The 14,680-nt window shown below is 59.5% G+C and carries 13 protein-coding genes and 1 pseudogene; 10 read left to right on the forward strand and 4 right to left on the reverse strand.

Translation table 11 applies throughout. The features are described from left to right. The first annotated feature begins 85 nt into the window (after positions 1-85). The 3 genes and pseudogenes from VL547_RS05965 to VL547_RS05975 all read left to right on the forward strand — a co-directional run bounded on the left by VL547_RS05965 (position 86) and on the right by VL547_RS05975 (position 2,629). A complete protein-coding gene (locus tag VL547_RS05965; protein ID WP_325576248.1) occupies positions 86-2,029 on the forward strand; it encodes a sialate O-acetylesterase in 1,944 nt (647 codons plus the stop codon). Beyond that, positions 1,950-2,219: pseudogene (locus VL547_RS24110) on the forward strand (EF-Tu/IF-2/RF-3 family GTPase); the annotation flags it as partial. The gene VL547_RS05965 and the pseudogene VL547_RS24110, both read left to right, overlap by 80 nt. 80 nt (positions 2,220-2,299) lie before the next feature. Beyond that, the gene (locus VL547_RS05975; protein ID WP_325576272.1) at positions 2,300-2,629 is read left to right on the forward strand and encodes a hypothetical protein; all 330 of its coding nucleotides are present in this window, start codon (positions 2,300-2,302) and stop codon (positions 2,627-2,629) included. 9 nt (positions 2,630-2,638) lie between these two features. Here the strand turns inward: VL547_RS05975 and VL547_RS05980 are convergent, their stop codons facing one another. Beyond that, a complete protein-coding gene (locus VL547_RS05980; protein WP_325576250.1) occupies positions 2,639-3,745 on the reverse strand; it encodes a hypothetical protein in 1,107 nt (368 codons plus the stop codon). Positions 3,746-3,894: 149 nt separating this feature from the next. On the opposite strand from VL547_RS05980, the gene VL547_RS05985 reads away from it, so the two are divergent. Beyond that, positions 3,895-5,889 carry a hypothetical protein gene (locus tag VL547_RS05985; RefSeq protein WP_325576252.1) on the forward strand — a complete coding sequence of 665 codons (1,995 nt, stop codon included), beginning with the start codon at positions 3,895-3,897 and terminating at the stop codon, positions 5,887-5,889. Here the strand turns inward: VL547_RS05985 and VL547_RS05990 are convergent. The 3 genes from VL547_RS05990 to VL547_RS06000 are packed head-to-tail and all read right to left on the reverse strand — an operon-like array spanning position 5,831 to position 7,684. Further along, complete coding sequence (locus VL547_RS05990; protein WP_325576254.1) at positions 5,831-6,244, reverse strand: hypothetical protein; 414 nt, start codon at positions 6,242-6,244, stop codon at positions 5,831-5,833. The genes VL547_RS05985 and VL547_RS05990 overlap by 59 nt on opposite strands. A 10-nt stretch (positions 6,245-6,254) precedes the next feature. After that, on the reverse strand, positions 6,255-6,821 hold the full coding sequence (locus VL547_RS05995; protein WP_325576256.1) for a hypothetical protein: 567 nt from the start codon (positions 6,819-6,821) through the stop codon (positions 6,255-6,257). Between the two features lie 2 nt (positions 6,822-6,823). Continuing rightward, the gene (locus tag VL547_RS06000) at positions 6,824-7,684 is read right to left on the reverse strand and encodes a hypothetical protein (RefSeq protein WP_325576258.1); all 861 of its coding nucleotides are present in this window, start codon (positions 7,682-7,684) and stop codon (positions 6,824-6,826) included. Positions 7,685-7,945: 261 nt separating this feature from the next. On the opposite strand from VL547_RS06000, the gene VL547_RS06005 reads away from it, so the two are divergent. From VL547_RS06005 to VL547_RS06030, 6 genes are all read left to right on the forward strand, one after another. Next, the gene (locus tag VL547_RS06005) at positions 7,946-8,941 is read left to right on the forward strand and encodes a sensor histidine kinase (RefSeq protein WP_325576260.1); all 996 of its coding nucleotides are present in this window, start codon (positions 7,946-7,948) and stop codon (positions 8,939-8,941) included. Further along, complete coding sequence (locus VL547_RS06010) at positions 8,923-9,630, forward strand: LytTR family DNA-binding domain-containing protein (RefSeq protein ID WP_325576262.1); 708 nt, start codon at positions 8,923-8,925, stop codon at positions 9,628-9,630. Before VL547_RS06005 ends, VL547_RS06010 begins: the two co-directional genes overlap by 19 nt. 62 nt (positions 9,631-9,692) lie before the next feature. Beyond that, the gene (locus VL547_RS06015) at positions 9,693-10,166 is read left to right on the forward strand and encodes a hypothetical protein (protein ID WP_325576264.1); all 474 of its coding nucleotides are present in this window, start codon (positions 9,693-9,695) and stop codon (positions 10,164-10,166) included. Continuing rightward, positions 10,163-11,227 carry a kelch repeat-containing protein gene (locus VL547_RS06020; protein WP_325576266.1) on the forward strand — a complete coding sequence of 355 codons (1,065 nt, stop codon included), beginning with the start codon at positions 10,163-10,165 and terminating at the stop codon, positions 11,225-11,227. Before VL547_RS06015 ends, VL547_RS06020 begins: the two co-directional genes overlap by 4 nt. A 60-nt stretch (positions 11,228-11,287) precedes the next feature. Then, on the forward strand, positions 11,288-13,141 hold the full coding sequence (locus VL547_RS06025) for a tetratricopeptide repeat-containing sensor histidine kinase (RefSeq protein WP_325576268.1): 1,854 nt from the start codon (positions 11,288-11,290) through the stop codon (positions 13,139-13,141). A 114-nt stretch (positions 13,142-13,255) separates the two neighbouring features. Next, on the forward strand, positions 13,256-14,680 hold the full coding sequence (locus VL547_RS06030; protein WP_325576270.1) for a GDSL-type esterase/lipase family protein: 1,425 nt from the start codon (positions 13,256-13,258) through the stop codon (positions 14,678-14,680).

Here is a 14,680-nt window from a genome sequence, read left to right on the forward strand (position 1 = left end):
TTACAGAAAAAAGTTACTTTAGTGCCGGCTGGCGGACGGCCCGAAGGAGGGTTGCTGCCGCAGTGAAAATGTAACCGATTGCAACATGCTACGTAAATTAACCCTTTTTTTGATCTTTTCGCCCCTCGCGGCCTCCGTGTATGCGCAGGTACACCTGCCGCAGCTCGTGTCCGACCATATGGTGCTGCAGCGCGATACCGTGGTCAATGTATGGGGCTGGGCGCGGCCGTCGGAGAAAGTGTCGGTGACGATCGCGGGGCATACGTATGTCGCGCGGGCGGGAGAGGACAGTCTTTGGATGGTACGGCTGCGGCCGCTGAAGGCGGGCGGGCCCTATACCATGGACATACGCGCCAGCAACCACATCGTGTTGCAGGACATCCTCGCGGGGGACGTGTGGTTTTGTTCGGGGCAGTCGAACATGGTGCTGCCGATGGAGAGGGTCAAGGAGAAGTACCCGGCGGAGATCGCGGCCGCGGATATACCGGTCATCCGGAACTTTTTTGTGCCAACGGCGGCGGATGTTTTTGACGTCCATAAGGACCTGCCGGCTTCGCAGTGGGTGGCGGCTTCACCCAGTTCAGTCCTGGGTTTTGGGGCGGCGACCTGGTTCTTTGCGCGCGACCTGTATGAACGCTACCACGTGCCCATCGGGATCATCAACTCCAGCGTGGGCGGGACGCCGATACAGGCGTGGGTGAGCTCGGCCGGGCTCCGTGGGACACCATACGCGGACAGGCTGGCGCGGTTTGCCGATACGGCTTTTAGGCGCTCGCTCGGGCGGCCCGGCGGTGCGACGCGCCCCCGGGCCTACGCAAGCCCGGACGCAGGTCTTTCGGAGAAATGGTTTTCCCTGGATTATACGCCCGTCGGCTGGCATCCCTTCTGGCTTCCGGGCTACTGGGCCGACCAGGGCGTCAAGGGCCTCAACGGCGTGGTCTGGTTCCGGCGGGAAATAGACGTACCCGAATCCATGGCGGGCAAACCCGCCAGGCTGTTTGTGGGACGGATCGTGGACGCGGACGAAACCTATGTCAACGGGACGCGCGTCGGCAACATTACCTACCAATATCCACCCCGCCGATACGACGTGCCGGCGGGAGTGCTGCACGCGGGTAAGAACCTGATGGTGGTTCGGGTCACCAATAGCGCGGGCAAAGGCGGGTTCGTGCCCGACAAACGATACGAGCTGACCGACGGGGTGACGCACGTCGACATCCGGGGGGACTGGCAGTATAAGGTGGGACAGGTATTTTCAGCGGACAGGTTTGGCGGCTCCCCGCCGCCGTTTTCCGCGCAAAACGAACCCGCAGGATTGTACAATACGATGGTGGCGCCCGCCATCCGCTACACGCTAAAGGGCTTCCTGTGGTACCAGGGCGAGGCCAACACCGGCAGACCGCTGGAATACCGGCAGCTCCTCCCCTCGCTGATCGCCGACTGGCGCGGCCTCTGGGGACAGGGGCCCCTACCCTTCCTGTACGTCCAGCTGCCGAACTTCATGGAGGTACAGTATTCCCCGTCGGAAAGTCAGTGGGCCGAACTGCGGGAGATGGAACGGCTGTCGCTAACGGTGCCCAATACCGGCATGGCGGTGACGATCGATGCCGGCGAATGGAACGACATCCATCCGCTCGACAAAAAGGACGTGGGCGACCGGCTCGCGCTGCTCGCGCGGCAGCTGGCATATGGGGAACATGACCTCGTGGCGTCGGGACCGTTATTCGCCTCCGCCGACGTAAGGGGCTCGACGATCGTGGTGCGCTTTAGCTCCGTGGGTGGCGGGCTGATCGCCAGGGACGGCGGGCTAGCTGCCCAGGGCGGCACTCCGCTGCGGCAATTTGCGGTCGCAGGGACGGACAGAAAGTTCTTTTGGGCCGACGCCCGGATCGTCGGAGACAGCGTCACAGTATCGTCCGAATACGTGCCGCACCCGCTGTATGTGCGCTATGCCTGGGCGGACAACCCGGAGGGCGCGAATCTGTACAACCAGGAGGGGTTGCCGGCGTCGCCGTTCAGGACGGATTAGAAACCCGTGCGGCCCCTTTACGGGCCTGGTATTCAAGACCACGACGGATGATTACAGCGGCACGCTCGCCTTCATACGGGTATACTCGGGCGTCGTACGTCCGGGCGACATGGTGTGGAACAGCCGCACCGGGAAAAACGTCCGGGTGAGCCGACTGCTCAGGGTCATGTCCGACAAGCGCGAACCCGTGGCGGAATTACAAGCCGGTGACATCGGCGCCCTGTTGGGCGTCCCCTCTTTATCGAGGGGTCTTTTTAATTACATTTGGGAATGCAGGACGCAAAACAACTATTCCATTCCAAAACCCCCGCCATTTCCGTGGACATCTGGCTGGGATTCGAGGGCGACGACCTGGTGCTGGATGGCTACGATCTGGGCCAATTGGTGGATGAGCTCAGGGGCGACTCGGACTACGAGTATACGATTACCGTCAGCGCCGCGGACCTGGAGCAATTGTACGCGCTCCACAGGGTTGCCCCCGGGCAACGGACGGACCTGGTGGAAGCCATTGCCGAAAAGATCAACGGGAACAAGTCTTTTAGCCTTTTCCGGGAATATTTGAAGGAAAATCAGGTGCCTTTCAAGACCTGGACCTACTAGGCAAGCGAGTTAGCGCGGTGTATACCCGTCGAGCGACATTTGTGTAAACGTGAGAATATCTCCATTCACCACCGGAGGGAGGCCGAACTGCCCACGGAACTCGTCACCGGTGACCCATACCGTGTTATCGCCTTTGACGACCATAACGGCCTGGCTGCGCATGCTCACCTGTTTGGTGCCGGTGAGGACCTGTTTGAAAGCATAGGTCCGCTGTTCGGTGCCGGAGGGGCCGCCAAGACCGTCGCCGAGCTCGCCGGAGAAATTGTCACCCGTCATCCACAGGGTGCTGTCGTATTTGATGGCGGCCGCGTTGGTCGGGCCTGCCTGGAAGGACATCACGTCGGAAAGGACCTGCACGGGGGTCCAGGGAGCGCTTTTATCGGGAGTGCCCAGCTGGCCCGCCCCGTTATCGCCGACAGCCCACAGTGTATGGTCAGTTTTCAGAATCAGCGAATGATAGTCGCTCATCGAGGCAGACAGCACGCCGGTCATCAACAGCTCAGGCACGGGCTGCGGATTTTCCGTGCCGTCGCCCAGCTCCCCGTCCAGGTTCTGCCCGACGCCCCAGAGGGTATTGTCGGTCTTGACAAAAAGGGCGGAGCCGGTACCGGCCGTGACGCTTAGGACGCCGTCGGCGAGCTTGCGGGGGGTAAAACCGGCCCACCCAAGGTCGGCGCCGCCGCCCCATAAGGTATTGTCGGTTTTTATAAAAAAGGATTCCCCCATGCCGGTGGATATCGCCTTGACATCCGTCATGATTTCCCGCCAGGAGGCGGTATTGTCCGTGGTACCGTCGCCAAACTGCCCGGCGGAATCGAGGCCCGCCGCCCAAACGGTGCCGTCTTTTTTCAACACGAGCGTATAATAGAAACAGGACGAAACGGACGCGACGTCCGTCAGGGTCAGCTTGAAGCTGGTCGCATTGACCGTATTCCCAAGACCCAGCTGGCCAAAGGTATTGTCACCGTTGGCATAGAGCTGATCGCCGACCAGCACAAATGCCTGGTCTGTCCAGCCGGCAAAGACCTGAACGTCGGGGTTGCCGCTGGGGTGCGATTTGGTGCAGGCGCCGAGCGCGGCCAGGAGCAAAAAAGTAAGAACCAGGTGTTTATGCATATCGTTAGTTTGCACAAACTTAGCCCGGCTTCCGTTTTTCGGAAACGGGAATAGCCGAACGACGGATGTAATAGACGAAATACACGAGTCCAGGGGAAAGGCGAATAATCCATTCCCTGGTTTCGGGAGCCGGCCTAAATTAGCAGGTGATGAGACTTCTTTCTGTTTTCCTCCTGATGGTCACGTCCGCGTGCGCGCAGGACATCCATATCACTTATGGCGCCGGTGGTGAAATCCGGTATGCGCTAAGCACCGGTACGCTCGCGGTGTATGACCACGGGCGCGTGGTGTTCCACGATGTGCAGGCGTTGGTCAAGACCGGCACGGGCACGTATTCCTCCAGGGACTATGCCACGCGGACCTATCAGCGGTCGGCCGTGTCGGATGGGTTCGGCAGAGGGGTCCGGCACGTCATCACGCTCCGTGGGCCGGGGCTGCCGGTGATGCGGCAGGTGTTCTATACGTATGCCGGGCGGGGTTATTTTTTGGCGGAGGTCGATGTCGAGGAGCGGGCGGGCTCCAGCAACTATATGGCGCCGTTAGCAGGTGCTTTTGCGCAGCTTACCGGGGACGTGCGATCCGTTTTTGTGCCCTTCGATAACGATACGTTCATCAGCTATGATGCCAAACCGGTTGCCACCGGGGTCACGAGCGCGGAGGCCGGAGCCGTGTACGACAACGAATCGCGGCGGGGCTTTGTGATAGGCTCGGTTGAACATGGCGTGTGGAAAACGGCCGTAAAAACGTCAGCCAGCGACTTTATTGTCTGGGGCGGCTATACGGACGTCGCGGTCAACCGCGATCCTATCCCGCACGGCTCCATCCACGGCGATGTCTTGCGGTCGCCGCGGGTCTTCGTGGGTTATTTCGCCGACTGGCGCGCGGGTATGGAGGCTTTTGGCAAGGCCAACCGGCTGGCCGACCCGCCGTATGTGCACCCCTGGACAAAGGGCACGCCCGTGGGTTGGAACAGCTGGGGCGTGATACAGGATAAGCTGACATACGACAAGGCGGTGAAGGTCGTCGACTTTTTTGCCGACAGCCTGAAAGGGTTCCGCGTCGGCGGGACGGCCTTTATCGACCTGGACTCGTATTGGGATAAGCTGGATTCCGGCCAGCTCCACCGGTTTGCCGGCTACTGCCGCTCCCGCGGCTTGCAACCCGGCATCTACTGGGCGCCGTTCACCGACTGGGGGCACCGGGGCGGCCCCGACCGGAAAGTACAAGGCAGCGACTATACCTATGGCGAGCTGTGGACGCGCGTCGGCGATAACTATCACGACATCGACGGCGCCCGTGCGCTCGACCCCACCCACCCGGGCACCCTGCGCCGCATCGACTATTTTACAAAGCTCTTCCGGGCGTGCGGGTTCCGGATGATCAAGATCGACTTCCTCGGGCACGCGGCGGCCGAATCGACGCGCTTCTATGATACCACGGTCACGACCGGGATGCAGGCCTACCGCCGCGGGATGGAATACCTCGTCCGGGCGCTGGGTCCCGACATGTTCCTCTACGCCGCCATCTCCCCCAGCCTGGCGACCGGGCGGTACGTGCACAGCCGGCGTATTGCCTGCGATGCCTTCAAAACCATCGACCACACCCGGTACACGCTGAACAGCGTGACCTACGGTTGGTGGCAGACCTTCTTGTACGACTATGTAGACGCGGATCACGTGGTGTTCGACGAAGTTTCGCCGGGGGAAAACCGCGCACGCTTCCTCTCTTCGGTGATCACGGGGACGTGTATCAGTGGGGATGATTTCTCCTCTTTTGGACCGTGGTCTTCGCGCGCGCGTACCTGGTTTCAGGACACGGCATTCCTTGCGGTGGTCCGGAACGGAAAGGCGTTCCTCCCGCTGGAGGGGAACGTCGGGACGTCGCCGGTGTTTTACCGGTGGATCGGCGAGGCGTTGTATGTCGCGGTTTTCAATTTTGATGGGCAGCCGCGGGAATTTTCTATTGACGCCTCCCGGCTTGGGTTGCCGCTTCGGGCTTTTTCGGCGACGGACCTGTTCAGCGGGGTGCGGTCCGGGACGCTGTCGGTGCGCCTTGGAGCGGCGGATGCGACGCTGCTGAGAATCACTATTTCTTCAACGTCCAACCGCCATTCAACCGTTCCGCCACGGGTGGATACTCCTTAACCGCCTCCGGGGCCCTGATGTTCAGCCGGTCGTACATTTTGTTCGTCCTCGACCTGGCCGCGAGGTAACCGGCAAAGCCGCCCCCGATCGCGGTGAATACAAAGGCGCCCGGTATCGGAAGACCGATCAAAAAACCTATGCCCGATCCCACGGCAATGGCGACTTTGCGCTTTTTTTTCGCCTGCGCGCCGATGCGGGCGCAGGCCGCGCAGCGGCCGACCGGTATCACCAGCTTGTCATACTCGAACCGCCTTACCAGCCCCAGGTGCGCGTACCGCGTGAGCCGGTAAAGGGGCTGCTCGATCGTGCACCCGGGGTCCGCCGGGGCTTGTCCACAAAAAAAACATTCCTGCATATCGATTAAATTAGGGCGCACCGTTTGTCAGTAAGAGATAACCGATCTGTCCCACGACGAACAGCGCCGCGTTGTCACAGCTTTTTCCTTCGAAATACCAGGCCTCGTCGGCTTCTTCCGACTGGCCCCGAAGAAAGTCGGGTTCGAGCACGTGGAGCGCCGGTTCCCGTCCCGCGAATAAACGGCCCATCATCTGCCGGGTGAGGTGGCCGGCCTCTTCAGGCGTAACGGCCTTGCCGTAAAAACTCACGAAATCACCGAGGGTCCTGTCCCCGCGCAGCATCGCCCCGAGATACTCTGACGGTGTGCACCGGCTGGCCCGCTCCGTGAGCCGGAAGTCAGGTGTCGCCAGGTTTCCCGGCACCGGCGTCAGTATATCCCCGTTCCCGAAACGATGAAAATTATACCATCCCCTGGCGATATCGGCCGCAAATATTGCATCCTGTAGCCGGCCGGAACGGATAAAGGCTCCGAGGTCCGTCAGCGGAATGCCGGTCGGCATCGGCAGCGCCACCAGGAAGGTGTTGCTGTTGAGTACCCTGTCGGCGGCGTCGAGAAAGGTTTCGATGGGATCCATGGTTAATCGCAGTCGATTTCGTAGGCGACGCCCGGCTCCAGCCGGAGGGAGCCACCCGCGCCCGTTGCCTGAAGGTAATAATCCTGCTTGTTGTAGGTATACAGGTCCTTCGTGAAACTTCCGCCACCCAGGGACTCGTATCCAAAGGCCCGCCACTGGACGAAGCACTTGCCGTTCAGGTGGTATTTTATCAGGGCGGGGATGTTCTTGTTGAGCACCTCGCCGCGGTAGTTCCGGGTGATGTAGTAGTCCGCGTCCACGATATAGACGGTGGTGGTCGCGTTTTGGGACCATTTTCTTATGTCGCTGACCAGGGTGGGATCGCTCCTTTTCGAATGGAGGCTCCGGATGTACGCGGTGACGATCTTTTTGTTCTGCGCGGCCGCGGCGGCATCGTTCTTTGACCGTTGGCCGGTATTGATCGCCACCACGACGGCCCGCACGCTGTCCTTTATCCGGAGGACGGCGGTCTTGTCGCCGGCCCCCAGGAGCGCGGCGGCGGTATTCCGGTCTTTGTGGAACAACAGGTAGCTGCCCCGTTCCTCGACGAGCATGAGGACATTCTCGTCGGCAAAAATGAAGTTGGGCATCGACGTGCCCCACTCCTGCTTGCGGCGGTAGAAGGTTTCCCCGGATGTCTTTTTGTAAAACGAAGCGTGCTCGTAGGCCTGGGCGCTGGTGGATATGATCAGCGAGTCCGGGCCGATTTTTGTAACAAATACGGGATTCGTCCCGCGGATCTGCTGATCGGAGAAGTCCTCGAGGCCGTCGGCGAGATAATAGGGCGTCGACTGGGCGAGGGCGCCATTCGGCGCAAGCAGGACTCCCATTGGAGCCAACAGGAGGAAAAGGAGGGAGCGCATGGGGTCAAAGTTTGGGTTTAGGGGTGACTTTTTCTTGAATAAGCCATCAACACCGGACGACCGCGACGGATGGAACCGCGGCCGTCATTGGTAGGGGGAAAACGTCGTTTGTAGCAGGCACAGTCCCGGCCGGCGGCCTCAACCGGATAAATTCGTTATCTTGTATAGGTGCGTGGTTTTGGCAAAAAAATTCTGTTCGACAAACGCTACCGGCTCTTAGCGCATCTTTTGTTCTGGTGCCTGTACTTCTTCGTTTTTTGTATGGCGTCGACCAACGGTCTGAACGACCTCAGGATAGGCGCCGAAACAGCATTCCTGTTCAGCCTCCCGAATCTGATCTATGTCTATGTCGTCCTATACGGGCTTGTCCCTTTTCTGATAAATGGCCGGTATTGGTACTTTTTCCTGCTCTATTGTGTCTGGTCTGTCGCCGGTATGGTCATAAATTTTTTGTTCCGTTACTACGTGCTGCTGCCCATACGAGATCACCATCCCCCACCCGCTCACCCGTTCAGTCTTACGTCCTACCACGAGGTGTTCGCGATGTTCAGCTTTGTGGTGATGAATACGGTCGCAATGTTTGGGGTATTCATCCGGATGTTCAAGTTCTGGTACCTGGAGCAGCAGCAGAAGGCGGAGGCGGAGCAGCGGCGCGCCGAGGCGGAGCGGGAGAAGGTACGCGCGGAGCTCGAGCTGCTCAAGGCGCAGCTGCACCCGCATTTTTTATTCAATACCCTCAATAACCTGTACGCCCTTGTCTTGAAAGGGTCGGACAAGGCGCCCGATATGCTGATGCGGCTGTCAGGCATCCTCAGCTATGTATTGTATGAGAGCAACGCGCCCCAGGTGCCCCTGGAGCAGGAAATACGGCTTTGCCGCGACTATGTCGCCCTTGAAAGGGAACGCTATGGCGACCGGTTAGAACTGTCCATGAACTTTGCCGGCGAGATCGCCGGCCGGGAGATCTCGCCCATGTTGTTTCAGCCGTTTATCGAGAATGCTTTCAAGCACGGCACGTCGGAGCAATTGGGGAAGGTGTGGATCAGCATCGACCTGTCCCTGCGGGACGGGCAGCTGTTTTTTCGCGTCATCAACAGCCGGCAACCCGAGGCGCCCACCGGTAACGGGTTGGGCATCGCTAACGTTCGCAAGCGGCTGGAGCTGCTCTATCCCGGCCGTTCCAGCCTTACCGCTTATCCAAAAGAAGACGTGTTTATATCAACCCTTGAAATCGATCTATGCCCATCCGCTGTCTGATCGTGGACGATGAACCCCTGGCCGTCGAGCTGGTCGCCTCCTATTGCGCACGGGTACCGCAATTAACGGTCGCCGCCACCTGCGCCAGCGCGGTGGAAGCCTCCTGGGTGCTGCGGAACCAGCACGTGGACTTGCTGTTCCTGGACATCAAAATGCCCCAGCTGCTGGGTACCGACTTCCTGCGCAGCCTGCTGGACCCACCCAAGGTCATACTGGTCACGGCCTACCGGGAATATGCGTTCGACGGTTTCGAGCTGGACATCATCGACTATCTGCTCAAGCCCCTTTCCTTCGCGCGGTTTATGAAGGCCATCCACAAGCTGCAGCGGCTCCTGCCCCCCGTGGACGAGCCCGACGCGGCCATGCGGCCATTCCTGTATTTCCGGGTCGACCGGGAATCGGTAAAGGTCTTCCTGGACAGCTTGCTGTACGTGGAAAGCCGGCGCGAGTACGCGCTGCTTCACCTTGCCGGCGGTAAAAGGCTGCTAGTCCGGGAGGGTATCAGCTCCCTGGAGGAAAAGCTGAACCATCACCGGTTTGTGCGCATCCACCGCTCGTTCCTGGTGACCGCCGACAAGGTCACCGCGGTCGCCGCCACGCAGCTGCGGGTCGGTGACCAGGTGCTGCCGGTTGGGCGGTTATACAAGGACAATCTGAAGCGGATCGTAGGGTTCTCCGGTCGTTCGTAGCTTTGTGGCGCTGATCGTTGCATGTCTTTTGGGTTTCGCCCTGAAGGGCGGAAATTCGTGTCATGCGTTACCTGCTCCTCCTTATCCTTGCACCCCTGGTTTCCTCCGCCCAGAAGGTCTCCGGGGATGTCCGCCCGGACACCCACCAGGTCTGGCTGGTCACCGACGACGTCGACCTTAATTTCCGCATCATTCAATCCGGTGCTATCTACGCGCACTTCCGCACGGAGGGGCCCGATATTTTCTTGTACATGTCCGGGGCGGGTCAGCTGAGCGCGCGCGACTATGCGTACTTCATCACCGACGCGGACACGGTGACGGTCAATTCCACCGGTACGCAGCCGGGTGGCTGGAACGGGAACAATCCCTACCACGAGTACCGGATTACACGTGCCGCGTTGCAATATTTGTCCCAGCACCCCTTGAAGTCCGTTGTCGTCAGCCACTATGGAGGATGGGATACGACGGTCATTCCCGTTAAGGACCAGGGCAAGATGCAATCCTATTGCCAGGCTTTATTAAAGTATTTGCCATGAAACGCTTTTGGCCATTCATTTTTTTGTTGGCGGCGTGTCATAAGGGCTCGTCCAATGGCGGTGCTAAGGGTTTTACCGGCTTTGCCTCCGCCGGCAACACGCAGGTCAGCGTCCATCCCCGCTACGGGGGGTGTATGGCCGCTTGCGGCGCTACCATCGTGCTCGCTCCGGGGTCCAGCCCGGGAAACGGGGCATTCCCCGATTCCGTGTATGTCTATGATACGGTGCTCAAAAAATGGACGGGGGTCCTGCTGACGGCAAGCCATATTCAGGCGGCCGCGGCGGGGGGCGGCGGAAAGATCGTGATCGCCGGGGGGGCATCCGGCAATGCGGTCGATATCTTAGACGTGGGCTCCGGGAACTGGTCCACCGGTGCGCTCAGCGTGGGCCGTTCGAATCTCGCCGGGGCCGGGGCGGGGAATTACCTTGTTTTTGCCGGAGGCTATTTTGGACAATCGACGTCCGCCGTTGCGGACGTCTATAACACAAGCACCGGTACCTGGAGCACCGGCACGCTCAGCATTGGCCGCGAGGAGCTGGCGGCGGCCGGGGCGGGCACGAAAATCGTTTTCGCCGGTGGCGGGGTCATTGCAAGCCCTCAGGATACGGCGACCGCCGCCGTCGATATTTTCGATGGGTCGTCCGGCATCTGGTCGACCGCCCGGCTGAGCCAGGCACGCACTGGCCCGGTTGCCGCGGCCTCCGGAAGCAAGATCGTAATCGCCGGGGGCTTGCTCATGAATGGTCAATATAGCTCCGCCGTCGATATTTATGATGTCTCCTCGGGTCGCTGGACCACCGCTTCCATGCCCATGGGGGTACAATACACCGCGGCCGCGGGCGTCGGCAACCTCGTGTTGTTTGCCGGCGGCAACGATGCGTCCGGTTTGCACCCGACCGTCGACGGCTATAATGTCAGTACCGGGCAGTGGCTGACGTCGGCCCCGCTGACGATTACGGGGTACCTGGCGGGGGCGGGTACCGGGGAGTATGCGTTGTTCTCCGGAGGAATAGGGGCGACGTATGAGAACCTTGTGGTACAGTGGTTTCAAGGCTTTTAAGGCCTATTCTTAGCCGCTATAGCCGATGATATCATAAATATGTAATTTTGGCGCTTCGCTATGCGCCGATTCCGATACCTTGCCGCCCCATTGTTTGGTTGTTTCTTTGCGATATTTAGCGCAGCGGGACAGGCACCGGAAATGTCCATCGTCAAGGGCCCGCTGTCTGGCTGGCACGATAGCCTCCGGTACGTGGACGCGCTCAACCGGCTTTCCATACTCGAATACAACCAAAATATCGACAGCACCTTTCTCCTGACCCGGCAGGCACGGGACATCGCCGACCGGTTGCAATACCAAAAGGGTATCGCCGACGCGATCAACAACCTGGGCGTTGTTTATTTTGTGCGGAGCGATCATCAGCTCGCGTTCCGGTATTTCAACGAAGCGTATAACCGCTATGTTGCCTTGCGCGACTCGTCCAATATCGTCCAAACGATGATGAATATCGGGCTGGTGTACCGGGTGATGGGCAGGACGGATAAAGCCATCGACAAGCTGCGCGACGCGTTGGCGTTTGGCGCCCCGCTGCGGCAGGATTCGATCATGGCCCTGGTGTATTCCAACTATGCCGCAACGGCGTTCGGGCAAATCGGCGGAGATTCGGCGATGTGGTATCTTGACAAAAGCCGTGAAATCGCGCTGCGTTACAATGACCAGGGGTTGCTGGCGGGTCTCGGCGAAACCGTTGCCAACGTGTATGCGGCACGCGGCCAGACGGATACCGCCCTGGCCCTTTTCGCGCAAGCCATCGATCAGGCCTTGACCGGTCATTTTTACCTGACGGCGATGACCAGCCTTATTGACATGGGAGACCTTTTGATGGCCCGTGATCCGGACAGGGCCATTGACTGTTACAAACGGGCCCTGGAGATCATGGACCGCAAGAAGTACTTCGCCTTCTGCCAGGTTATCGTCTCCAGGCTGATCGGCTTCTATAAAGAGCGTCACGACGGGGCTTCCGAGCTGTACTACAGCCGTCTCCAGCTCGCCTTTCAAGGCGAACAGGACAGCCTGAACAAGGCGTCGGGCGTCGACTACATCGACTATGCGCTCAAAGACCAGCAAGTCCGGTCCCTGGAGACAAAAGCCGTTTACCAGCAACGCCTTCTCCTCTCGGTGGGGATCGCGGGCCTCTTGTTCCTGGCGATACTCGTGATCATCTGGCATAACCTCGGCCGGGCCCAACATTTCAACAGGCAAATGCAAACGACGCTCCGCGCCCTTGAAGGGAGCCAGGCCGACAACACGCGGATGATCCGGATCGTCGCGCATGACCTGCGCAATCCCATCGGGGGAATCACCTCTATAGCGGATATGCTGCTGGATGAGGACCGTATGGCGGAAGACCGGAGGATGCTGGAATTGATCAAGATTGCCGGCACGGACTGTCTCGAGCTTGTCCAAGACCTGCTCCGGGTCAACGACCCTTCGCAACCGCTGACAAAAGAGGCGGTCGACCTCGACGAAATGCTCCGGAACTGCATCGCCCTCCTGCGCAACAAGGCCACCGCCAAGCAACAGTTCATTCACCTGGACAGCAGCCCGCTGGTCATCTCCGCCAACCCCGAAAAGCTTTGGCGCGTGTTGAGCAACCTCATCTCCAATGCGATCAAATTCAGTCCTTCCCTGACGACCATATCGGTCGCGCTCAGGGGCACCCAGGGGCATGCGCTGATCACCGTCACTGACGTAGGGATCGGGATACCCAAGGATATGCAACAGCGCCTCTTCGACATGTTCACCGATGCGAGGCGACGGGGTACCGCCGGAGAAGAATCCTTTGGCCTGGGGCTGGCGATTTCCAAACAAATCGTAGAGGCCCACGGGGGCCGGATTTGGTTCGACAGCGAGCCGGGGGTGGGGACGACGTTCCTGGTGGAGTTGCCGGCGGGCCCGGAAAGCGAGCGCTGAACAACCGGTTTGTTTTGGGGACGAGGCTGCAAAAAAGGCCGCGGTGTAGGCCGACCTTACCAGCATCCAGCCACGGCTGGAATACAAAATCGACGTAGCACTAACCGACATAAAATGAGATACCTAACCATCGCTTTCCTCGCACTCGCCCACACCGTCTTGGGCCAGCCTCTTACCCGAGTAACTTGTATCGGTACCAGCATCACCTACGGCGCCCGGGTGGACAACCGGGAAAAGGAGGCCTATCCCGCCCAATTGGAGGCGTTGCTGGGCGCGCAATACCGGGTGTCTAACTTTGGCGCCAGCGGCACCACGCTGCTGCATAAGGGCAACAGCCCGTATTGGGCTACCGGGGAGTATCAAAAGGCGCTGGACAGCCATCCCCAGCTGGTGTTGATGGAGTTTGGGACCAACGACAGCAAGGGAGTCAACCGGGCTCATCTTGACGAGTTCGCCGAGGACTACAAGGAGATGATCCGGTCGTTTACACAACTGCCTTCCCACCCACGCGTCGTGCTATTGCTGCCCATCCCATCTTTTGCCGCGGATAGCTCCGGGATATGGGACCCCGTTATCACCGGGCAAATCATCCCCGCCATCCGGGAGGTGGCTTATGAGGAGAACCTGGAGGTGATCGACATGCACTCGCTGTTGGCCGACAAAGAGGCGCTGCTGCCCGATAAGGTACATCCCGGGGCGGAGGGATACACCGTTATGGCTAAAAGGCTCTATGACCTGATCGTGCAAAAGAAGGACCGTACATTCGATGTCTTCGCCGCGATGCGGGGGACCGTCCGCACAGAAAGCTCCTTCTATGGGTATCGAATGGCCGATTTTATGCTCGACGGCGTGGCCTGTAAGGTTGTAAAGCCCAAATGGGCTGCGCCGGGTCATCCCTGGGTTTGGCGCGCTCGCTTCTGGGGCCACGAGCCGCAGGCCGATATCGCGCTGCTGGAACACGGGTTTCATATCGTCTATTGCGACGTCGTCGAGTTGTTCGGCAACAGCGAGGCCATTGAAAGATGGGACCGTTTCTATGCCTTTTTCCGCAAGGCCGGGCTGTCCAAAAAAGCCGTCATGGAAGGGATGAGCCGTGGGGGTGTCTATGTATTCAACTGGGCGGCCGTCAACCCGGACAAAGTGGCTTGCGTATACGTCGATAACCCCGTACTTGATCTAAAAAGCTGGCCGGGTGGAAAAGGCGTCGGTCCTGGTAGTCCTGACGACTGGGTCATTTTCAAAAAGGATTATGGGTATACCACGGAGGAGCAGGCCATGACTTTTGCCGGTAGCCCCATCAATAAGGTGGCCCAGATCGTAAAGGGCAGGTACCCCATTTTGATCCTCTGTGCGGATGCGGACGAGGCGGTGCCTCCTGGCGAGAACACACTGCCCTTCGAGCAAAAGGTAAAGGCGTTGGGCGGCAATATTACCGTGTACCACAAACCGGGTTTTCACCACCATCCGCATAGTTTGCCTAACCCGGCTTATATCGTGGACTTTATCTTAAGGGCAACCGGCTATTTTAAGGGGTTATAA

The organism is Dinghuibacter sp., from assembly GCF_035492835.1.
Classification (GTDB): Bacteria; Bacteroidota; Bacteroidia; order Chitinophagales; family Chitinophagaceae; genus Dinghuibacter.

What these genes read in the sequence shown, in the direction of transcription:
- VL547_RS05965 (WP_325576248.1), top strand. Translation starts at nt 86, where the DNA reads ATGCTACGTAAATTAACCCTTTTTTTGATCTTTTCGCCCCTCGCGGCC.
- VL547_RS05975 (WP_325576272.1), top strand. Translation starts at nt 2,300, where the DNA reads ATGCAGGACGCAAAACAACTATTCCATTCCAAAACCCCCGCCATTTCC.
- VL547_RS05980 (WP_325576250.1), bottom strand. Translation starts at nt 3,745, where the DNA reads ATGCATAAACACCTGGTTCTTACTTTTTTGCTCCTGGCCGCGCTCGGC.
- VL547_RS05985 (WP_325576252.1), top strand. Translation starts at nt 3,895, where the DNA reads ATGAGACTTCTTTCTGTTTTCCTCCTGATGGTCACGTCCGCGTGCGCG.
- VL547_RS05990 (WP_325576254.1), bottom strand. Translation starts at nt 6,244, where the DNA reads ATGCAGGAATGTTTTTTTTGTGGACAAGCCCCGGCGGACCCCGGGTGC.
- VL547_RS05995 (WP_325576256.1), bottom strand. Translation starts at nt 6,821, where the DNA reads ATGGATCCCATCGAAACCTTTCTCGACGCCGCCGACAGGGTACTCAAC.
- VL547_RS06000 (WP_325576258.1), bottom strand. Translation starts at nt 7,684, where the DNA reads ATGCGCTCCCTCCTTTTCCTCCTGTTGGCTCCAATGGGAGTCCTGCTT.
- VL547_RS06005 (WP_325576260.1), top strand. Translation starts at nt 7,946, where the DNA reads ATGGCGTCGACCAACGGTCTGAACGACCTCAGGATAGGCGCCGAAACA.
- VL547_RS06010 (WP_325576262.1), top strand. Translation starts at nt 8,923, where the DNA reads ATGCCCATCCGCTGTCTGATCGTGGACGATGAACCCCTGGCCGTCGAG.
- VL547_RS06015 (WP_325576264.1), top strand. Translation starts at nt 9,693, where the DNA reads ATGCGTTACCTGCTCCTCCTTATCCTTGCACCCCTGGTTTCCTCCGCC.
- VL547_RS06020 (WP_325576266.1), top strand. Translation starts at nt 10,163, where the DNA reads ATGAAACGCTTTTGGCCATTCATTTTTTTGTTGGCGGCGTGTCATAAG.
- VL547_RS06025 (WP_325576268.1), top strand. Translation starts at nt 11,288, where the DNA reads ATGCGCCGATTCCGATACCTTGCCGCCCCATTGTTTGGTTGTTTCTTT.
- VL547_RS06030 (WP_325576270.1), top strand. Translation starts at nt 13,256, where the DNA reads ATGAGATACCTAACCATCGCTTTCCTCGCACTCGCCCACACCGTCTTG.